Origin of the sequence: Pseudomonas sp. YuFO8 (assembly GCF_035065025.1) — a bacterium.
Lineage (GTDB): Bacteria > Pseudomonadota > Gammaproteobacteria > Pseudomonadales > Pseudomonadaceae > Aquipseudomonas > Aquipseudomonas putida_AE.
Genome location: NZ_JAXDEQ010000053.1, coordinates 19,386 through 39,049 on the forward strand (window position 1 = coordinate 19,386; position 19,664 = coordinate 39,049).

The window sequence follows — 19,664 nt, forward strand, 5'->3', positions numbered from 1 at the left end:
TGTGCGCGCTGCCTGAAGGAGCTTCAACCATGAAACGTTTTGCCTTGGCGGTTATCTGTTGCGCCCTGGCCACTTCGGCCCTGGCGGCACCTAAACCTTGTGAAGAACTCAAGGCCGAAATCGAAGCCAAGATCCAGGCCCGCGGGGTGACGTCCTATACCCTGGAAATCGTGACCAATGACGAAGTGCACGATCAGAACATGGTCGTAGGCTCGTGCGACGGCGGCACCAAAAAAATCATCTACCAGAAGAATGACCGCTGACCGCTGACCGCTCCTACGGCACACAGTTGACCTGGCTGTCTTCGGCGACGATCTCGCGCTTGGCATTATAGAGGCGCGCTTCAGGGGTGAACGCCATGGAGCGGGCTTGCAGCAGATATCGCTGACCGGCTTCGAAATGATCGTATTTGATGATCATGTAGCACAGCCGCTCGGTGGAGCCGCCGAACAAGTCCGAGCCCCCGCCTGGCACCTCGAAATCGAAGCGTACGGTGAGCACATGGCTACCGGGAGTGACCTGGAAAAATCGTCCGTCGCGCAAGCGCTGGTTATCCAATCGCTCGCCCATCAGCAATTTATCGTTGGGGAATGGCGTAGAGAAGTCGACCCACGCCATATTGGGATTGGCCGCCGGCATCGGCGACGAACAGCCGGCCACTGCACTTGCGGCGAGTAACAGCATCATCCTGCGCATGATGAATGTCCCAATGTCGGGATACTCAGAATAGCGCCGATCAGGTCCGTTGGCAGCCAGCCGGTGTGCCCTGGCCAATCACTTTTCGCTGCTGATCATAAAGCTTGGCCCATGGCCGGAAGCCGATATTCCCCGCTTGCAGCTGGTAGCGCTCGCCCGCATTGAAGTCGCTGAATTTCACATTCATCTGGCAGTCACGCCACAGAGGTTCCGCATTGGGGCCGATATTGGTGGGCTGGACCGGGAACTGGTAGCGAACGGTCAGCTCATGGCTGCCGGGTTGAACCTCGAAATAGCGCTTGTCGGTGGCTGCTTTGTTGTCCACCTCCAGCGCCACCAGGGCCGAGTCTTCCTGATGGGATTCCAGATCGATCCAGGCTTGCGTCGGATCATGGTGAGGTAATCCGAATCCGGCACAACCGGCCAGCGTCAGCAGGCCTCCCGTCAGCATCAACTTGCGCATAGCGGAGCTCCAGTCAAGCGGGATAGTCTTGCGAGCAGACTCTCCAGGGATTTTTTATTTTGATCAGGCCGCGTCGAAGCCATGGGTTACTTGATCGCGTTTTACGCATTTTGTTTCCGGGTGTGTTGTTTTTGTTACTCAACGGTTGTTCCAGCATCAGCTACTACAGTCAGTTGGCGAGTGGCCAGCTGCAACTGCTGCGGGCACGGGAGCCCGTTACCCGGGTAATTGCCGATCCACAGCGCGATCAGAAATTGCGTACGCACTTGGCCCAATCACAAAGGGCCCGGACCTTCGCCAGCCAGCAACTGCACCTGCCGGACAATCAGAGTTACCGCTTGTATGCCGACATTGGCCGCCCCTATGTCGTCTGGAACGTGTTTGTCACCCCGGAATTTTCCCTGAAACCGCAAAACCACTGCTTCCCCATCGCCGGTTGCGTGGCCTATCGCGGCTATTACAGCCAGGGCGCGGCTCGCGGCGAGGCGGCAGTGCAACGCCTGCAAGGCATGGACGTGTTCATCGGTGGCGTAGAGGCCTATTCGACCTTGGGCTGGTTCAACGACCCGATCATGAACTCCATGATGGGCTGGGGCGATGAACGCCTGGCCACGCTGATCTTTCATGAGCTCGCGCACCAGCGCGTTTATGTGAAGGACGACACTGAGTTCAACGAGTCATTCGCCACCTTCGTCGAGCAGGAAGGCACCCGCCAATGGCGGGCGTTTCGGGGCCTGCCGCCGGACAGCACCTTGCTGTCGCAACAACGGGACCAGTTCATTGCGCTGGTGCTGGATACCCGCACCCGGCTGGAAAAACTCTACAGCCAGCCGCTGCCGCCTGAGCAAATGCGCCAGCGAAAAGCAGCGGAATTCGAGCGCCTGCGCAGCGAATACCGACAGCTGCGTGACAGCCAATGGGCCGGGGACAAACGTTATGACGCGTGGATCAATGCGCCGATGAACAATGCGCGGTTGCTGCCGTTTGGCCTGTATGACCAGTGGGTGCCGGCGTTTGCGGCGCTGTTCAGGCAAGAGGGCGGGGATTGGGTGAGGTTTTATGCGCAGGTCGAGAAGTTGGGTGTGTTGCCGGTTGTTGAGCGCAAGACGGCGTTGAAGGAGTTGGCTGGATCCTGAATCTTCGGTGGCAGTGAGGTCCTCTTCGCGGGCAAGCCCGCTCCCACAGTGATTTGTGTCGACGACGCAATACCCTGTGGGAGCGGGCTTGCCCGCGAAGGCGTTCTGATCAACGCTGCAAAAACGCCTGATGCATCTCATCCAGCGTTTCAAAATGATAGGTCGGCGCTTCTGCGCTTAACTCTTCCCGACTGCCAAACCCATACCCAACAGCCGCCACATCCAGCCCATTGCTGCGCGCACCGATCAGGTCATGCTTGCGATCGCCGATCATCAGGGTCTGGGCCGGGTCGAGGCCCTCTTCGGCCACCAGATGGGCAATCAGTTCGACCTTGTTAGTCCGGGTGCCGTCCAGTTCGCTGCCGTAGATCACCTTGAAGTGTCTGGCGAAGTCGAAATGCCGAGCGATTTCCCGGGCGAAAACCCAGGGCTTGGAGGTCGCGATGTACAGCTGTCGCCCTTGCCCGCCAAGCATTTCCAACAACGGCGTGACCCCGTCGAATACGCGATTTTCGTACAGCCCGGTGACCTTGAAGCGTTCACGATAGAAGTTCACCGCCTCCCAGGCCCTGGCCTCGTCGAAGTCATAGAACTGCATGAAGGCCTGTAACAAGGGCGGACCGATAAAGTGCTCGAGCTTGCTCAGGTCGGGCTCATCGATGCCCAGCTTGCCCAGGGCAAACTGAATCGAACGGGTAATGCCTTCGCGCGGGTCGGTCAGGGTGCCATCAAGGTCGAACAGTACGGTTTGGTAATGCATGAAAATTCCTGGGCAATAGCGAGACGTTTCAGATCCGGTCGTAGCCTTCGGCCAGATGCAGGTCCTTGAGCTTCACGTAGTTCGCCGCGCTGTAGGTGAAAAAGGCTTGTTCCTTATCGGTCAGCGGGCGGATCTGTTTCACCGGGCTGCCCACATACAGGAAACCGCTGTCCAGGCGTTTACCCGGAGGTACCAGGCTGCCGGCACCGATGATGACGTCGTCGGCGACCACCGCACCGTCCATGACGATACTGCCCATGCCGATCAACACCCGGCTGCCCACGGTGCAGCCATGCAGCATGACTTTGTGGGCGATGGTCACGTCATCGCCGATCAACAACGGGAAACCGTCGGGGTTGAACGGCCCGGCATGGGTGATGTGCAGTACGCAGCCATCCTGCACGCTGGTGCGAGCACCGATGCGGATGCGGTGCATGTCGCCGCGGATCACCGTAAGGGGCCAAACGGAGCTGTCTTCGCCGATCTCGACATCGCCGATCACCACCGCCGAGCCGTCGACAAAAGCGCCCTTGCCGAGCAGTGGCGAGTGATTCTGGTACTTGCGAAGGTTCACGATAGGATTTCTCTCTGTTGCTGATAGCTGCGGTGAGCGTCGATTGTAATTAAGATGGCTGCATGTTTCTTCCAGCCAAGGTGCCAACCGTGAGCGTGAACAACCCTCTTTTGCAGTCCTACGACCTGCCGCCGTTCTCCGCGATCCGTGCCGAGCACGTGCAACCGGCCATTGAACAGATCCTGGCTGACAATCGCGCCGCCATTATCGAGATCCTCAAGACCCAGGGCAAACAACCGACCTGGGCCGGGCTGGTGCTGGCAATGGACGAGCTCAACGACCGCCTGGGTGCGGCCTGGAGTCCGGTCAGCCACTTGAATGCCGTGTGCAACAGCGCCGAACTGCGCGAAGCCTACGAGGCTTGCCTGCCGGCGTTGAGCGCCTACTCCACCGAAATGGGCCAGAACCGTGAACTGTTCCAGGCCTATGAGGCCCTGGCCAACAGCCCGCAAGCAGGCGGTTTCGACGTAGCGCAGAAAACTATCCTGGAACACGCCCTGCGCGATTTCCGTCTATCGGGTATCGACCTGCCGGAAGCTGAGCAGAAGCGTTACGCCCAAGTGCAAAGCAAACTATCGGAGCTGGGCAGTCGCTTCTCCAACCAGTTGCTGGATGCTACCCAGGCCTGGACCAAGCACATCACCGACGAGGCCGCCCTCGCCGGCCTGACCGATTCAGCCAAGGCGCAAATGGCCGCCGCCGCGCAAGCCAAGGACCTCGATGGCTGGCTGATCACCCTGGAATTCCCGAGCTACTACGCGGTGATGACCTACGCCCACGACCGCGCCCTGCGCGAGGAAGTCTACGCCGCCTACTGCACCCGCGCGTCGGACCAGGGCCCGAATGCCGGCCAGAATGATAACGGCCCGGTCATGCAGGAAATCCTCGACCTGCGTCAGGAACTGGCAAAACTCCTGGGTTTCGCCAGTTTCTCGGAACTGAGCCTGGCCACCAAAATGGCTGAATCCAGCGATCAGGTACTGAGTTTCCTGCGCGACCTGGCCAAGCGCAGCAAACCGTTCGCCGCCCAGGACCTGGAACAGCTCAAGGCTTACGCCGCCGAACAAGGCTGCCCGGACCTGCAAAGCTGGGACAGCGGTTTCTATGGCGAAAAACTTCGCGAGCAGCGTTACAGCGTTGCCCAGGAAGCCCTGCGCGCCTACTTCCCAATCGACAAGGTGCTCAGTGGGCTGTTCGCCATCGTTCAGCGTCTGTACGGCATCGAGATCGCCGAGCAAAAAGGTTTTGATTCCTGGCACCCGGATGTCCGCCTGTTCGAAATCAAGGAAAACGGCCAGCACGTCGGCCGCTTCTTCTTCGACCTGTACGCCCGCGCCAACAAACGCGGTGGTGCCTGGATGGACGGTGCCCGTGATCGTCGTCGCACCGCCGAGGGCGTGCTGCAGAGCCCGGTGGCCAACCTGGTGTGCAACTTCACGCCGGCCGACAGCGGCAAGCCTGCCCTGCTGACCCACGATGAAGTCACCACCCTGTTCCACGAGTTCGGTCATGGCCTGCATCACTTGCTGACCCGAGTCGAACATGCCGGCGTGTCCGGCATCAACGGCGTGGCCTGGGATGCGGTCGAGTTGCCAAGCCAATTCATGGAAAACTGGTGCTGGGAGCCCGAGGGGCTGGCGTTGATCTCCGGTCACTATGAAACCGGCGAACCACTGCCCCAGGACCTGCTGCAGAAAATGCTCGCGGCGAAAAACTTCCAGTCCGGCCTGATGATGGTTCGCCAACTGGAATTCTCGCTGTTCGACTTCGAACTGCACGCCACCCACGGTGACGGCCGCAGCGTGCTGCAAGTACTCGAAGGTGTACGCGACGAGGTGTCGGTGATGCGCCCTCCGGCCTACAACCGTTTCCCTAACAGCTTCGCGCACATTTTCGCCGGCGGTTACGCGGCGGGTTACTACAGCTACAAATGGGCTGAAGTGCTCTCGGCCGATGCGTTCTCGAAATTCGAGGAAGAAGGTGTGCTCAATGCCGATACCGGCCGGGCGTTCCGTGAAGCCATCCTGGCGCGCGGCGGTTCCCAGGAGCCAATGGTGCTGTTCGTCGACTTCCGTGGTCGTGAGCCTTCGATTGACGCACTCTTGCGCCACAGCGGCCTGAGTGAGGGCGCGGCAGCATGAGTGAGGGTCCCGTGATTACCAAACGACGCTTTATCGCCGGCGCGGTCTGCCCGGCCTGCAGCGAGCCGGACAAATTGATGATGTGGAGTGAATACGATGTACCGCATCGCGAGTGCGTGGCCTGCGGTTATTCCGATACGCTGAATGAACAAGGTCTGTCCGTTCCCAAGGAACTGGGCACGCGGGTCAACACATCCGCGCTCAAGCCTGCGGACACCAAGGTTCAGGCGGTGCAGTTTTTTCCGAATCCGAAACTGAAGAAAAAGCCTGACGAACAGCACTGAGTAGAAAGCGCCATCTCCCACGGCGCAATGCCGTGGGAGAAGCTGCCAAACGGCACTGGTCACTCAAGCCTTCGCCGTATACTGTATAGACATACAGCATGCGAGCTATCCCCATGAACACGCCCTTGCCCCCTCGCGGTCGCGGCACCGCGACCAACCCGCACAATCGCTTCGCCCCCCATCGTTCGGTGGCCGAGGACGACGGCTGGTTTCAGGAAGCGCCGATGACCCAAGGCACCGAGGTGTCCATCGAGACTGCGAAAACCATCATCACCCGCAACAACTCACCGGACCTGCCCTTCGACCGATCGATCAACCCTTATCGCGGCTGCGAGCACGGGTGCATCTACTGTTATGCGCGACCCAGCCACGCCTATTGGGACATGTCGCCAGGCCTGGATTTCGAGACGAAGCTGATCGCCAAGACCAATGCTGCGGACATACTGGAGGAACAGCTTTCCAGGCGTGGCTACCAGTGTGCCCCCATCAACCTGGGGTCCAACACCGACCCTTACCAGCCCATCGAGCGTGAGTACAAGATCACCCGCCAAACCCTCGAAGTGCTGCTGCGCTACCGTCATCCGGTGACAATCGTGACCAAAGGCTCGTTGATTCTGCGCGACCTGGACCTGTTGGCCGAACTGGCCCGACAACGGCTGGTGGCGGTGATGATCAGCCTGACCACGCTGGACGACGAACTCAAACGCATCCTCGAACCCCGTGCTGCGGCGCCCAAGGCCCGGCTGCGGGCAATCCGGGTGTTGCGCGAAGCCGGGGTTCCGGTGGGCGTGCTGTGTTCACCGATGATTCCGATGATCAACGACAGCGAAATCGAAAACCTGCTTACAGAGGCCCATGCGGCCGGGGCGCAGAGCGCCGCCTACATGATGTTGCGCCTGCCCCTGGAAGTCGCGCCGTTGTTCGAAGAATGGCTGGCTGCCCACTATCCACAACGGGCGGCGCATGTCCTGAGCCTGATTCGCCAGACCCGAGGCGGCGAGCTATACGACAGTCGCTTCGGCGCCCGCATGCGCGGTGAAGGTCCCTTTGCCGATCTGTTGGCCCAACGTTTTGCCAAGGCCATCAAGCGCCTGGGGCTCAACCATCGGGAGGGTTTCAACCTGGACTGCGAAGCCTTTTGTCCGCCCGGTCGCCAAATGTCGCTGATTTGAGGACAATTGGCCTATGGTTGATTACTGGGAACACGCGCACATCATGGGCCAGTCACGTTTTTTGTGACCTGGAACACAGGTTCTAGAGCGGTTTTTTCAGTTTGAGTTAAGATTCGAGGGCTACCTTGTTCATCGAGTGACTGACGGGTCGAGCTTCACGACCTGGATGTTTTTTAAACAGCCACTGGCTTCACACCGGACAAAACGGGATTATCCCTGACTCCGCCAAAGAGGATGAATCATGAGTGACAAGGATAAACAGCCGTTGGCTGCGTCGGCTTCTGCCCAACCCGAGGCGGAAACCGCCGATGCAGCGCTGCAGCATATCGTTGACGGCTTTTTGCATTTTCATCATGAGATCTTTCCGCAACAGGAAGAACTCTTCAAGAAACTCGCCACGGCCCAGCGCCCGCGCGCCATGTTCATTGCGTGCGCCGATTCGCGCATCGTTCCCGAACTAATTACCCACAGCGCCCCCGGCGACCTGTTCGTGACCCGCAACGTCGGCAACGTCGTGCCACCATACGGGCAAATGAACGGCGGCGTTTCCACGGCCATCGAGTACGCGGTGCTGGCGCTGGGAGTGCACCACATCATCATTTGCGGGCACTCCGATTGCGGCGCCATGCGAGCGGTACTCAACCCGCAGAGCCTGGAAAAGATGCCCACGGTCAAAGCCTGGCTGCGGCATGCCGAAGTGGCCAAGACCATGGTCCAGGAAAACTGCAACTGCGCCGATGAAAACGAAAGCATGCACATCCTCACCGAGGAAAATGTGATCGCCCAGTTGCAGCACTTGCGCACGCACCCCTCGGTGGCCTCACGCATGGCCAATGGTCAGTTGTTCATCCACGGTTGGGTCTACAACATCGAAACCAGCGAAATAAAAGCTTACGACGCCGACAAGGGTTGTTTCCTGCCGCTCAATGGCAGCCTGCCTATTCCGGTCGCGACGCCCAAAGCGCGCTTCTAAATCCTCCTAAATACCCGTGTGGTTCAGCCGAGGCTGCCGATCAGGCAGCCTGGCTTCGCCATGCCTGAAGAAATCTTCGGGAGAATCATCATGCGTGCTGCGCAACTTAAAGCTGTGCTGCCACGGGAGCTGTTGGCTTCGGTGGTTGTGTTTCTGGTCGCCCTGCCCCTGTGCATGGGCATCGCCATCGCTTCGGGACTGCCACCGGCCAAAGGCCTGATCACCGGGATCATCGGTGGACTGGTGGTCGGCTGGCTGGCCGGCTCGCCGTTGCAAGTCAGCGGCCCGGCGGCAGGCCTGGCGGTGCTGGTGTTCGAACTGGTTCGCCAGCATGGAGTGTCCATGCTCGGGCCGATCCTGCTGTTGGCGGGCTTTCTGCAACTGGTCGCCGGTCGGCTGAAACTGGGGTGCTGGTTTCGCGTGACAGCACCCGCCGTGGTCTACGGCATGCTCGCCGGGATCGGGGTGTTGATCGTCCTGTCACAGATACACGTGATGCTGGACGCCACACCCAAGCCCTCGGGGCTGGATAACCTGGCAGCCTTCCCGGCCGCCGTCGCTCAGGCGCTGCCCTCCTTTGGCTGGCAGGCCGGGTTGCTCGGTCTGGGAACGATCGCCGTGATGTGGCTGTGGGAAAAGCTGCGCCCTCATTCCCTGCGCTTCGTGCCCGGTGCGCTGCTCGGCGTAGGGCTTGCCACCGTCGCCAGCCTGGTCCTGGCGCTGCAAGTCAAACGAGTGGAGGTGCCGGCCAACCTGGCCGAAGCCATCGACTGGCTGAAACCTGCGGACTTGCTGAACCTGGCGGACCCCACGCTGCTGATCGCGGCGTTCGCGGTAGCCTTCATCGCCAGCGCCGAAACCCTGCTGTCCGCCGCCGCAGTCGACCGCATGCACAGCGGCCAACGTTCGGACTTCGATCGCGAACTGTCTGCCCAGGGCGTCGGCAACATGCTTTGCGGATTGCTCGGCGCGTTGCCGATGACCGGGGTGATCGTCCGCAGTTCGGCCAACGTCCAGGCCGGTGCCACCACGCGCTACTCGACGATTTTCCACGGATTGTGGCTCCTGGCGTTCGTGATGTTGCTGTCGAGCGTGCTGCAAAGCATTCCGGTAGCGAGCCTGGCCGGTGTGTTGGTGTACACGGGTTTCAAGCTGGTCGATCTCAAGGCATTTCGAGGTTTGGGTCGCTACGGTCGGATGCCGATGTTCACGTATGCCGCGACAGCGCTGGCGATCATCTTCACTGACCTGCTGACAGGCGTGCTGGTCGGCTTCGGTTTGACCCTGGTGAAACTGGCGCTGAAAGCTTCACGGCTGAAAATAAGCCTGATCGACCTGGCGCAGGACGGCGAAGTGGAACTGCGCCTGGTAGGTGCGGCGACCTTTCTCAAGGTGCCGGCGCTGACCCGAGTACTGGGCAGCATTCCAGCGGGTGCGACGGTGCATGTGCCGCTCAATAACTTGAGCTACATCGATCACTCGTGCCTGGAGTTGCTGGAAGAATGGGGTCGGGCGAATGCGGCCAAAGGGTCAAGGCTGCTGATTGAGGCGCGGGGGTTGAAACGCAGGTTGGAGGGGCGGGTGCGGACCAACACCGGCGTAGGCTCCACCACCTGAAACTTGCAGGAGCCGGTTTGCTGGCGATCCAGGCGACGCGGTGTGTCAGGCAGACCGTGTCGTCTGGATAGCCAGCAAGCCGGCTCCTGCAGGGAATGGAGTCAGGCGACGGGCTGATCCAGCTCCAGGCCCACGCCCAGGCGACGGGACATGCACGGCCAGCGCTTCCAGGCAGCACCGGTGTCCGGACTGCTGAGTTTCTCGCGGTAGGCCTCCACCGACTCCAGCGCAAAGCTCTCTTCGTTAAGCATCTCGTCTATGGCGTGATGCACAGCTTCATCAAGTTGGTTGGCAAATTCCTCACCGATCAATTGATGAGCAATCAGGTTGGCGACAGTCATGTCCAAGGGGATCAGTGGCTGGCCAAGATGCTTGATGTACAGGTCGTTGACCTCTTCGACGAACCGGTGTGCCAGATAGGCTTCGTCCAGCAGGCTGTCGAGCCCGACGTGCCCTGCCATGATCGCTGGCGGCTGGAGGAAGTACTGCTCGGCGATTTTCAGCACCGGTTTGATCTGTGACTCGATGCCCGCTTCCCTGGCAACTTCATTGGCTGCATCCAGCAGATCCGGAACTTCGTCGATGTAAGCGGCGACAAAACGCGTCAGCACGCCGTTGGCGTCCGCTTCCGGCAATTGGATAGCCGGGTGCAAATGAGGCAGCTTGGTTTCGAGTTGACGCGTCAGCAGGCCGGTCTCGGCTTCGTGTTGTTGGGCTTGTTGGATCTGCTCGCGCAATGCGGCGGTGTTCATGAAAACTCCAGGAAACAAAGGCAATGAAATAGGGAAGACATAACTTAGCTGGCTTACGAAAAATGCTAAGACGCATTTGTCATAATTATTTCATCCTTGAGACGCCTCCGTTATATCGGTTTGCCACCACTCGTCTGCATCCTTCTCCATTCGTGCCCTGCAACGCAAGTTAATGCTGTTTCAGTTGATTTACGCCAGCACATTGCGAGGTGGGAGTCGCTGTCTATACTCGGGTTGGAATGGAGTTAGCTGATGACGCCCGACTGCACTGCAGCAAGGCCCGGCGATTCAAGTTCGTAGTCTGATGCAGCCGCTCCCTTGCCGCAGGTGAAAGCCGGCGGGATAACAAGAACGATAAGGGGAACCCGCAATGATGCGACATCCACATGTCTGGATGGGCCTCCTGTTGTGGTCGATTTTCAGTCAGGCGCAAGCGGCCTGGACTGTGAATATGGCGCCTGGAGCGACTGAAATCAGTCACGCTGTGTTTGACCTGCACATGACCATTTTCTGGATCTGTGTAGTGATCGGCATCATCGTCTTTGGCGCCATGTTCTGGTCGATGATCCTCCATCGCCGCTCAACCGGGCAGGTGGCGGCAAAATTTCATGAAAGTACCACCGTCGAAATCCTCTGGACCATCGTGCCCTTCGTGATCCTGGTGGCCATGGCGGTTCCGGCGACCGCCACCCTGATCAAGATGTACGACGCCAGTGAGCCGGATATCGATATCCAGGTCACCGGCTATCAGTGGAAATGGCACTACAAATACCTGGGCCAGGACGTCGAGTTCTTCAGCAACCTGGCCACTCCCGCCGATCAGATCCACAACAAGGAAGCCAAGACCGAGCACTACCTGCTCGAGGTCGACAAGCCCCTGGTGCTGCCGATCGGCGCCAAGGTGCGCTTCCTGGTGACCTCCGCCGACGTGATCCACTCCTGGTGGGTGCCGGCCTTCGCGGTCAAGCGCGATGCGATCCCGGGGTTCGTCAATGAAGCCTGGACCCGTGTCGAAAAACCCGGCATCTACCGCGGCCAATGCGCCGAGCTGTGCGGCAAGGATCACGGGTTCATGCCGATCGTGGTCGAGGTCAAGGAAAAGGCCGACTACGAAAAATGGCTGGGCGAGCGCAAGGCTGAAGCCGCACAACTCAAGGAGCTGACCAGCAAGGAATGGACCCTCGACGAGCTCAAGGAGCGCGGCGACAAGGTCTATCACACCGCCTGCGTGGCCTGTCACCAGGCCGAGGGTCAAGGGCTGCCGCCGATGTTCCCGGCACTCAAGGGCTCGAAAATCGCCACCGGACCCATCAAGGATCACCTGAGCATTGTCTTCCACGGCAAGCCTGGTACCGCCATGGCGGCGTTCGGCAAGCAACTGTCGGAAGTCGATATCGCAGCGGTCGTGACCTACGAGCGTAACGCCTGGGGCAACAATAAGGGCGACATGGTCACCCCTAAAGAAGTGCTGGAGCTGAAACAGGCGGAAAGCAAATGACCCGGTCTATTGCGCACCCAAGGAATCGGTCGGGGCATCGCGCCCCGGCCTGCCCAGCTCATCTGTTTGCAGGAGACAGGACATGACTGTTGTAGTCGATGACCATGTTCATACCGGCGCGGCCCACGACCACGCCCACGGCCCTGCCAAAGGCCTGATGCGCTGGGTGCTGACCACCAACCACAAGGACATCGGTACGCTGTACCTGTGGTTTGCGTTCTCCATGTTCCTGCTGGGCGGCTCGTTCGCGATGGTGATCCGCGCCGAACTGTTCCAGCCAGGGCTGCAGATCGTCCAGCCGGAATTCTTCAACCAGATGACCACCATGCACGGCCTGGTGATGGTCTTCGGTGCGGTGATGCCAGCCTTTGTCGGCCTCGCCAACTGGATGGTCCCGCTGATGATCGGCGCACCCGACATGGCGCTGCCGCGGATGAACAACTTCAGCTTCTGGCTGTTGCCGGCGGCGTTCATCCTGCTGGTTTCGACCCTGTTCACCCCGGGCGGCGGTCCCAACTTCGGCTGGACGTTCTACGCGCCGCTGTCGACGACCTACGCACCGGAAAGCGTGACGTTCTTCATCTTCGCCATCCACTTGATGGGGATCAGTTCGATCATGGGGGCGATCAACGTGATCGCGACCATTCTCAATCTGCGCGCCCCCGGCATGACGCTGATGAAAATGCCGCTGTTCGTCTGGACCTGGCTGATCACCGCGTTCCTGCTGATCGCGGTGATGCCGGTACTGGCCGGATGCGTGACGATGATGCTGATGGACATTCACTTCGGCACCAGTTTTTTCAGTGCCGCTGGCGGCGGTGACCCCGTGCTGTTCCAGCACGTGTTCTGGTTCTTCGGCCACCCCGAGGTGTACATCATGATCCTGCCGGCCTTCGGTGCCGTCAGCTCGATCATTCCGGCCTTTTCGCGCAAGCCATTGTTCGGCTACACCTCGATGGTCTACGCCACGGCGAGTATCGCGTTCCTGTCGTTCATCGTCTGGGCACACCACATGTTCGTGGTCGGCATTCCACTGGTGGGCGAGCTGTTCTTCATGTACGCCACCTTGCTGATCGCGGTGCCCACCGGGGTCAAGGTGTTCAACTGGGCCAGTACCATGTGGCAAGGCTCGCTGACCTTCGAAACGCCCATGCTGTTTGCCGTGGCGTTCGTGATCCTGTTCTCCATCGGCGGTTTCTCGGGGCTGATGCTGGCCATCGCACCCGCGGATTTCCAGTACCAGGACACCTACTTCGTGGTCGCACACTTCCACTACGTACTGGTGCCCGGCGCCATCTTCGGGATCTTCGCCTCGGCCTACTACTGGATGCCGAAATGGACCGGTCACATGTACGACGAAACCCTCGGCAAGCTGCATTTCTGGCTGTCGTTCATCGGCATGAACATGGCCTTCTTCCCGATGCACTTCGTAGGGTTGGCAGGCATGCCGCGGCGGATTCCGGACTACAACCTGCAATTCGCCGACTTCAACATGGTGTCGTCGATCGGCGCCTTCATGTTCGGCGCCACGCAGATTTTCTTCCTGTTCATAGTGATCAAGACCATCCGCGGCGGCCCGCCAGCACCGGCCAAACCGTGGGATGGGGCTGAGGGTCTGGAATGGAGCATCCCGTCGCCGGCGCCGTATCACACCTTCACCACGCCGCCGGAAGTGAAATGAACATGGCCCTTGTAGGAGCCGGCTTGCTGGCGATGAACGATAACGCGGTTCATCAGACAGGCCGCGGTGCCTGCATCGCCAGCAAGCCGGCTCCTACAGGAATTTCGGCGGAGGTTTGGAACCATGGCTGACTCAATTTCGATGAAGAAGCTCGTCACTCGCCTATTGCTCGTGGTGGTAGCGATGTTTGTCTTCGGCTTTGCCCTGGTGCCGATCTACGACGTGATGTGCAAGGCATTCGGCATCAATGGCAAGACCGCCGGGCAGTATGAGGGCGAACAGACGGTCGATACCTCGCGGCAGGTTCGCGTGCAGTTCCTGTCGACCAATTCCGCCGACATGTCCTGGGATTTCTATCCCAAGCACGATGAATTGACGGCCAACCCCGGGGCGGTGAACGAGATGATCTTCATCGCGCACAACCCCACCGACAAGCCGATGAGCGCCCAGGCGGTACCGAGCATCGCGCCCAGCGCGGCAGCGGCGTACTTCCACAAGACCGAATGCTTCTGCTTTACCCAACAAGTGCTGCAGCCCGGTCAACGGATCGAGATGCCGGTACGTTTCATCGTTGACCGTGACATGCCCAAGGATGTGAAGCACCTGACGCTGTCCTACACGCTGTTCGATATCACCGCCCGACATCCACCGGTCGCAGTCAATACTGGCGGTTGAGCGTGCCCGATAAGGAGAACAATAAATGGCAACTCATGAACATTATTACGTTCCGGCCCAGAGCAAATGGCCGATCATCGCCACGGTCGGGATGTTCGTCACAGTGCTCGGCCTGGCCACCTGGTTCAACGATCTGAAAGCGGCGCGGCCGGAATCCCACGGCCCGCTGATCTTTTTCGTTGGCGGCCTGCTGCTGGCCTACATGCTCTTTGGCTGGTTCGGTACGGTGATCAAGGAAAGTCGCAGCGGGTTGTACAGCGCGCAGATGGATCGCTCATTCCGCTGGGGCATGAGCTGGTTCATTTTCTCGGAGGTGATGTTCTTCATCGCCTTTTTCGGCGCGCTGTTTTATGTGCGTCATGTTTCGGGCCCGGCACTCGGCGGCGAAGGCGCCAAAGGCCTGGCTCATATGCTCTGGCCGAATTTCCAGTTCACCTGGCCGCTGCTGAATAACCCGGATTCCAAACTCTTTCCGCCGCCCAAGGAAGTCATCAGCCCCTGGGGCCTGCCGCTGCTCAACACGGTTTTGCTGGTGAGTTCCAGCGTGACCGTGACCATCGCCCACCATGCCTTGAAAAAGGGCCATCGCGGCGCGCTGAAAATCTGGCTGGCGCTCACCGTGCTGCTGGGCTGTGCCTTCCTCGGCTTCCAGGCCGAAGAGTACATCCATGCCTACCATGAACTGGGCCTGACCCTGGGTTCAGGCATCTACGGCGCCACGTTCTTCATGCTCACGGGGTTTCACGGCGCGCATGTGACGATCGGCACCATCATCCTGTTCGTGATGCTGATGCGGGTCATGCGTGGACACTTCGACAACGAGCACCAGTTTGCCTTCGAGGCTGCGAGTTGGTACTGGCACTTCGTGGATGTGGTGTGGATCGGGCTGTTCGTTTTCGTCTATGTGCTTTAAGAGCAGCTGCAAGCTACAAGCTACGAGCTACGAGCTACAAGCTTGAAGCTTGAAGCTTGAAGCTTGAAGCTCGCGCTTTGCGCGCCCTACCAAGGGGCATGGGAAACCAGCTGGCCGCTGAAAAAACCCCAGGCGATCAAGCCGACGGTAATGGCGGCCAGCGCGACACGAACACTCAAGGCAATGACGAGGCGGTTCGAACTGCTGTCGTCCTTGACCAGAAAAAACAGGCCGCTGAACAGGCTGACAACCGTGGCAATCAGCATCAGGACGATGGCTGTTTTGAGCATGGTGGGACTCCGGGGGACAAGCGATGCACTTGAGTATAGCTATCGCGACGACCGACTTTCTGGCCAGGCCATGAAGCGCTTTCGGCCGGGCATCATTCCGACACTGGTGGTGGCGCTGTTGCTGCCGCTGCTGGTGTCGCTCGGGTTCTGGCAATTGAGTCGGGGCGCGGAGAAAAGCACGCTGCTGCAAAGCTACGCCGAGCGCCGGGCCGCCGAACCGATGGCCAGCACCGAGCTGCAACACACCGCAGATCCGGCCTTCCGCCGGGTTCACCTGCACGGCCAGTTCGACGCCGGCCACAGCCTGTTGCTGGATAACCGCCAGCGCGATGGCAAGGTCGGGGTCGAATTGTTGCAACCGTTTCACGATCAAGCCACCGGACTGTGGCTGCTGGTCAACCGCGGCTGGCTGCCGTGGCCGGACCGCCGTACACCGCCGCAATTCACGACGCCCGACACCCTCTTGAGTCTCGACGCCTGGGTCTACGTGCCTCCCGGCGCCACTTTCCAGCTCCACGCTGACCCCAATACCCGTACCTGGCCAAAACTGCTGACGGCCATTGATCCGAACGCTCTCTGGAAAGCCCTGGACCGCGAAGGCTACGCCTACGAATTACGCGCAGAAACCGGACCCGCCACGTACCAGGCCGATTGGCCAGTCGTGGCCATGGGCCCGGAAAAACACCTCGCTTATGCCGTGCAGTGGTTCGCCCTGGCGATCGCCCTGTTCGGTCTTTATCTCTACCTCGGCTGGCACAACGCAAAGGAGAAACACCATGGGAGCGGCCATGAATCCACCCAGCATGTCTGAGGCCAAAACGCCGGCGAGTCGGCGCAAGGGTCGCCTGCAACTGCTGCTGATTGTGCTCGGGGTGATCGGTCCGATGATCCTCGCCACCGGCATGTACAAACTGCAGTTCTGGGTGCCGGAGGGTCGCAGTTACCACGGCGAACTGATCGGCAACGGCCAGACCCGCGCCAACCTTGGCGTGCAGGCCGATGAACAACGCTGGCAGTTGCTGGTGACCGCACCCAAGGAGTGTGCGGTGGACTGTCAGCAACTGGTGTACCTGGCACGGCAGGTCCAGATCGGCCTGGGCCGCGATGCCGGGCGCGCCAGCCATGCCATTGCCGTCGCGCAGCCGCTGGGCACTGATTACGACGCCAAGTTGACGCGGGAGTATCCTCAACTGCAGCGCTATCCGCTGGACGTGAACACCTTCAACAAAACCACCGGTGGCAAGGCGGTGCCACAGCTGTGGATCATCGACCCCCACGGCAATCTGGTGCTGCGCTACGACCCGTCAGTCAAAGGCAAGGACCTGCTCAACGACCTGCGTCACCTGTTGAAACTGTCGAACATCGGATGAGGGCATCGTCATGGCCAAGCCTGGATTTCGCCTCGCGTTGTTTGCCACCTTGCTGGCACTGATTGTGGTGTTGCTCGGGGCTTATACCCGCCTGACCCACGCCGGCCTGGGCTGCCCGGACTGGCCCGGCTGCTATGGCTTTATCAGCGTGCCGAAAAGCGAAGCGCAATTGGCCCATGCCGAATTGCATTTCCCGGACACGCCCGTCGAAGCCCATAAAGGCTGGAATGAGATGATCCACCGCTACTTCGCCGGCACGCTGGGGCTGCTGATCTCGGTGTTGGCCGGTCGGGCCTGGGTCCATCGCCGGCATCCGGGCCAACCGGTGAAGCTGCCGTTGTTCCTGCTGGCGGTGTTATTCGCCCAGGCGGCGTTCGGCATGTGGACGGTGACGCTCAAGCTCTGGCCGCAGGTGGTCACCGGGCATCTGCTGGGCGGCTTTGCGACCTTGAGCCTGCTGTTTCTGCTGACCTTGCGCCTGTCCGGCGTATTGCCGGCGCTGACGGTGCCGCGGCGCTTGCAGTACTGGGCGACTGCCGGGTTGTTGCTGGTGATCGGGCAAATTGCCCTCGGCGGTTGGGTGAGTTCCAACTACGCCGCTGTGGCCTGTATCGACTTTCCGACCTGCCATGGTCAATGGCTGCCGCCAGCCGACTTTGCCAATGGTTTTCACCTGACCCAACACATCGGCCCGAACTACCTCGGCGGGCAACTGGACAGCGACGCTCGCACCGCCATACACCTGACTCACCGTATCGGCGCGCTGCTGGTCACGCTGGTGCTGCTCGGCCTGGCGTGGCAACTGAAAGTCGTGGGCATGACGCGCCTGGCGGGGCTGGTGCTGATCGCTCTCGCCGCGCAAATCACCCTGGGCATCAGCAACGTGCTGTTTCATCTGCCGCTGCCAGTGGCCGTCGCCCACAACGCCGGGGGCGCGGCGCTGCTGCTGACGATGGTGCTGGTCAACTATCACGCCCGGACCAGCCTGGTTCGGGTCAAGCAGCCGATTCGCTGGCGCTTCAGCCCGCGTAAACACTCAGCCGGGCCCATAACAATAAAAGGAGAGATGCCATGGCGATTCTGATCGGCGCGCGTCACAGCCAGGCGATCTGGCGTGACTACCTGGAGCTGACCAAACCGAAAGTGGTGGTGCTGATGCTCATCACTTCGCTGGTGGGGATGTTCCTCGCGACGCGCGCCGGAGTGCCATGGACGGTGCTGGTGTTCGGTAACCTGGGCATTGCCCTGTGTGCAGGCGGTGCGGCGGCGGTCAACCATGTGGTGGACCGGCGGATCGATGCGGTCATGGCACGCACCCACAAGCGGCCGCTGGCTGAAGGCCGGGTGTCTCCGGCCGCCGCGCTAACCTTTGCCCTGGTGCTGGCGCTGCTCGGCCAGGCCTTGTTGCTGGCCTTCACCAACCCACTGACAGCATGGCTGACACTCGCCTCCCTGCTCGGCTACGCGGTGGTCTACACCGGTTTCCTCAAGCGCGCGACGCCGCAGAACATCGTCATCGGAGGCCTGGCCGGTGCCGCCCCACCGCTGCTCGGCTGGACCGCCGCCACCGGACACGTCAGTGCCGAACCGCTGCTACTGGTGCTGATCATCTTCGTCTGGACCCCGCCGCACTTCTGGGCGCTGGCCATCCATCGCAAGGAGGAATATGCCAAGGCCGACATCCCGATGCTGCCGGTGACCCACGGCGAGCACTACACCAAAATCCACATCCTGCTTTACACCTGCGCGCTGTTGGCCGTCAGCCTTATGCCCTACGTGATCCACATGAGCGGCCTGCTCTACCTGATCTGCGCCATCGGTCTTGGCGCCAGATTCCTGCAATGGGCCGTGGTGCTGTACCGTGGCACTCGGCCGCACGCGGCGATCAACACCTTCAAGTACTCTATCTACTACTTGTTCCTGCTGTTTATCGCCCTGCTCGTTGACCACTACTTATTGTTGAATCTATGACCCGAACCCAGAAAACCATCTTCATCCTTGTCGCCCTGATCGCGCTGGTCCTGGGCCTGACCATCAATAAAGTGCTGTCCGGCAAAGGCCAGGGCGACCCGACGGCACTGATCGACGCCGGGATCATCCTGCTGCCGCAAAGCCGCAACCTGCCAAGCGTGACCATGACCGACCAGGACGGCAAGCCGGTGGCCGTCAACGAACTCAAAGGCAAGTGGTCGCTGCTGTTCTTCGGCTACACCTTCTGCCCGGACATCTGCCCCACCACCCTCGCCCAACTGCGCCAGATAAAAAGTGAACTGCCGCCCGAGGCGGTGGACAAGTTGCAGATCGTTTTGGTCAGCGTCGATCCCAACCGCGATACGCCCAAGCAGCTCAAGCAGTACCTGGGTTACTTCGATCCACAGTTTGTCGGCCTGACCCCGACTTCTATTGAAGACCTGCAGAAAGTGGCCAATGCCGTGAGCATTCCGTTCATCCCGGCGGACACCAGCAAGCCGAACTACACCGTTGACCACAGTGGCAACCTTGCTGTCATCGGGCCGGACGGAACCCAGCGCGGGTTTATCCGGGCGCCGTTGAACAATGTGAAGCTGGTGGCGCAATTGCCGGTGATGCTTAACCGTCAGTGAGAACACCACGCAACCTGTAGGAGCCCGGCTTGCCGGCGAAGGGGCCCGTGAGATCGCCTTCGCCGG

General features: G+C 60.3%; 22 protein-coding genes. 16 read left to right on the forward strand and 6 right to left on the reverse strand.

Annotated elements, in window-relative coordinates; translation table 11 throughout:
- Nucleotides 1-29 precede the first annotated feature (29 nt).
- Nucleotides 30-263 carry a DUF1161 domain-containing protein gene (locus tag SOP95_RS28545; RefSeq protein ID WP_323609103.1) on the forward strand — a complete coding sequence of 78 codons (234 nt, stop codon included), beginning with the start codon at nucleotides 30-32 and terminating at the stop codon, nucleotides 261-263.
- A 13-nt stretch (nucleotides 264-276) separates the two neighbouring features.
- On the opposite strand, the gene SOP95_RS28550 is transcribed toward SOP95_RS28545, so the two are convergent.
- Nucleotides 277-696, reverse strand: a complete 420-nt coding sequence (locus SOP95_RS28550; protein ID WP_323609105.1) for a PA0061/PA0062 family lipoprotein — start codon at nucleotides 694-696, stop codon at nucleotides 277-279.
- Between the two features lie 40 nt (nucleotides 697-736).
- Nucleotides 737-1,159, reverse strand: coding sequence for a PA0061/PA0062 family lipoprotein (locus SOP95_RS28555; RefSeq protein ID WP_274073850.1), 423 nt, complete (start codon nucleotides 1,157-1,159; stop codon nucleotides 737-739).
- 59 nt (nucleotides 1,160-1,218) lie between these two features.
- On the opposite strand from SOP95_RS28555, the gene SOP95_RS28560 reads away from it, so the two are divergent.
- On the forward strand, nucleotides 1,219-2,295 hold the full coding sequence (locus SOP95_RS28560) for an aminopeptidase (RefSeq protein WP_323609106.1): 1,077 nt from the start codon (nucleotides 1,219-1,221) through the stop codon (nucleotides 2,293-2,295).
- Nucleotides 2,296-2,404: 109 nt separating this feature from the next.
- Here SOP95_RS28560 and SOP95_RS28565 read toward each other — a convergent pair whose 3' ends face one another.
- Together SOP95_RS28565 and SOP95_RS28570 are read right to left on the reverse strand one after the other, a co-directional pair.
- The gene (locus tag SOP95_RS28565) at nucleotides 2,405-3,055 is read right to left on the reverse strand and encodes an HAD family hydrolase (RefSeq protein ID WP_323609107.1); all 651 of its coding nucleotides are present in this window, start codon (nucleotides 3,053-3,055) and stop codon (nucleotides 2,405-2,407) included.
- Nucleotides 3,056-3,083: 28 nt separating this feature from the next.
- Nucleotides 3,084-3,629: a gamma carbonic anhydrase family protein gene (locus SOP95_RS28570; RefSeq protein WP_274073847.1), complete on the reverse strand. Its 546-nt coding sequence runs from the start codon at nucleotides 3,627-3,629 to the stop codon at nucleotides 3,084-3,086.
- Nucleotides 3,630-3,691: 62 nt separating this feature from the next.
- Between SOP95_RS28570 and prlC the strand changes: the two genes are divergently transcribed.
- The 5 genes from prlC to SOP95_RS28595 all read left to right on the forward strand — a co-directional run bounded on the left by prlC (nucleotide 3,692) and on the right by SOP95_RS28595 (nucleotide 9,816).
- Nucleotides 3,692-5,770 (forward strand): oligopeptidase A, encoded by a 2,079-nt coding sequence (gene prlC / locus SOP95_RS28575; RefSeq protein WP_323609108.1) that lies wholly within the window; start codon nucleotides 3,692-3,694, stop codon nucleotides 5,768-5,770.
- Nucleotides 5,767-6,054, forward strand: coding sequence for a YheV family putative zinc ribbon protein (locus tag SOP95_RS28580; RefSeq protein ID WP_323609109.1), 288 nt, complete (start codon nucleotides 5,767-5,769; stop codon nucleotides 6,052-6,054). Before prlC ends, SOP95_RS28580 begins: the two co-directional genes overlap by 4 nt.
- A 113-nt stretch (nucleotides 6,055-6,167) precedes the next feature.
- Nucleotides 6,168-7,226: a PA0069 family radical SAM protein gene (locus tag SOP95_RS28585; protein ID WP_274073845.1), complete on the forward strand. Its 1,059-nt coding sequence runs from the start codon at nucleotides 6,168-6,170 to the stop codon at nucleotides 7,224-7,226.
- A 241-nt stretch (nucleotides 7,227-7,467) separates the two neighbouring features.
- On the forward strand, nucleotides 7,468-8,199 hold the full coding sequence (locus SOP95_RS28590; RefSeq protein ID WP_046818688.1) for a carbonic anhydrase: 732 nt from the start codon (nucleotides 7,468-7,470) through the stop codon (nucleotides 8,197-8,199).
- A 90-nt stretch (nucleotides 8,200-8,289) separates the two neighbouring features.
- Nucleotides 8,290-9,816, forward strand: coding sequence for a SulP family inorganic anion transporter (locus SOP95_RS28595; RefSeq protein ID WP_323609110.1), 1,527 nt, complete (start codon nucleotides 8,290-8,292; stop codon nucleotides 9,814-9,816).
- A 101-nt stretch (nucleotides 9,817-9,917) separates the two neighbouring features.
- Here SOP95_RS28595 and SOP95_RS28600 read toward each other — a convergent pair whose 3' ends face one another.
- The gene (locus SOP95_RS28600) at nucleotides 9,918-10,568 is read right to left on the reverse strand and encodes a hypothetical protein (protein WP_323609111.1); all 651 of its coding nucleotides are present in this window, start codon (nucleotides 10,566-10,568) and stop codon (nucleotides 9,918-9,920) included.
- Nucleotides 10,569-10,938: 370 nt separating this feature from the next.
- Here SOP95_RS28600 and coxB point away from each other — a divergent pair, with 370 nt between their 5' ends.
- From coxB to SOP95_RS28620, 4 genes are all read left to right on the forward strand, one after another.
- On the forward strand, nucleotides 10,939-12,066 hold the full coding sequence (gene coxB / locus SOP95_RS28605; protein ID WP_274073842.1) for a cytochrome c oxidase subunit II: 1,128 nt from the start codon (nucleotides 10,939-10,941) through the stop codon (nucleotides 12,064-12,066).
- A gap of 82 nt (nucleotides 12,067-12,148) precedes the next feature.
- On the forward strand, nucleotides 12,149-13,747 hold the full coding sequence (gene ctaD / locus SOP95_RS28610; protein ID WP_274073841.1) for a cytochrome c oxidase subunit I: 1,599 nt from the start codon (nucleotides 12,149-12,151) through the stop codon (nucleotides 13,745-13,747).
- A gap of 123 nt (nucleotides 13,748-13,870) precedes the next feature.
- Entirely contained in the window at nucleotides 13,871-14,422 is a 552-nt protein-coding gene (locus tag SOP95_RS28615; RefSeq protein WP_034149469.1) for a cytochrome c oxidase assembly protein, read from the forward strand.
- Between the two features lie 25 nt (nucleotides 14,423-14,447).
- Nucleotides 14,448-15,335, forward strand: coding sequence for a cytochrome c oxidase subunit 3 (locus tag SOP95_RS28620; RefSeq protein ID WP_274073840.1), 888 nt, complete (start codon nucleotides 14,448-14,450; stop codon nucleotides 15,333-15,335).
- A gap of 86 nt (nucleotides 15,336-15,421) precedes the next feature.
- Here SOP95_RS28620 and SOP95_RS28625 read toward each other — a convergent pair whose 3' ends face one another.
- Nucleotides 15,422-15,625: a twin transmembrane helix small protein gene (locus tag SOP95_RS28625; RefSeq protein WP_075947087.1), complete on the reverse strand. Its 204-nt coding sequence runs from the start codon at nucleotides 15,623-15,625 to the stop codon at nucleotides 15,422-15,424.
- Nucleotides 15,626-15,695: 70 nt separating this feature from the next.
- Between SOP95_RS28625 and SOP95_RS28630 the strand changes: the two genes are divergently transcribed.
- Genes SOP95_RS28630 through SOP95_RS28650 form a run of 5 tightly spaced genes read left to right on the forward strand, consistent with a single transcriptional unit; the run spans nucleotide 15,696 to nucleotide 19,598 of the window.
- Nucleotides 15,696-16,436 (forward strand): SURF1 family protein, encoded by a 741-nt coding sequence (locus tag SOP95_RS28630; RefSeq protein WP_323609112.1) that lies wholly within the window; start codon nucleotides 15,696-15,698, stop codon nucleotides 16,434-16,436.
- Nucleotides 16,402-16,995 (forward strand): hypothetical protein, encoded by a 594-nt coding sequence (locus tag SOP95_RS28635; RefSeq protein ID WP_323609113.1) that lies wholly within the window; start codon nucleotides 16,402-16,404, stop codon nucleotides 16,993-16,995. Before SOP95_RS28630 ends, SOP95_RS28635 begins: the two co-directional genes overlap by 35 nt.
- Nucleotides 16,996-17,005: 10 nt before the next feature.
- Nucleotides 17,006-18,079 (forward strand): COX15/CtaA family protein, encoded by a 1,074-nt coding sequence (locus SOP95_RS28640; protein WP_323609114.1) that lies wholly within the window; start codon nucleotides 17,006-17,008, stop codon nucleotides 18,077-18,079.
- Entirely contained in the window at nucleotides 18,067-18,966 is a 900-nt protein-coding gene (cyoE, locus tag SOP95_RS28645; protein WP_323609115.1) for a heme o synthase, read from the forward strand. The genes SOP95_RS28640 and cyoE overlap by 13 nt, the downstream gene beginning before the upstream one ends.
- Nucleotides 18,963-19,598 carry an SCO family protein gene (locus tag SOP95_RS28650; RefSeq protein ID WP_274073835.1) on the forward strand — a complete coding sequence of 212 codons (636 nt, stop codon included), beginning with the start codon at nucleotides 18,963-18,965 and terminating at the stop codon, nucleotides 19,596-19,598. Before cyoE ends, SOP95_RS28650 begins: the two co-directional genes overlap by 4 nt.
- The last annotated feature ends 66 nt before the right edge of the window (nucleotides 19,599-19,664 follow it).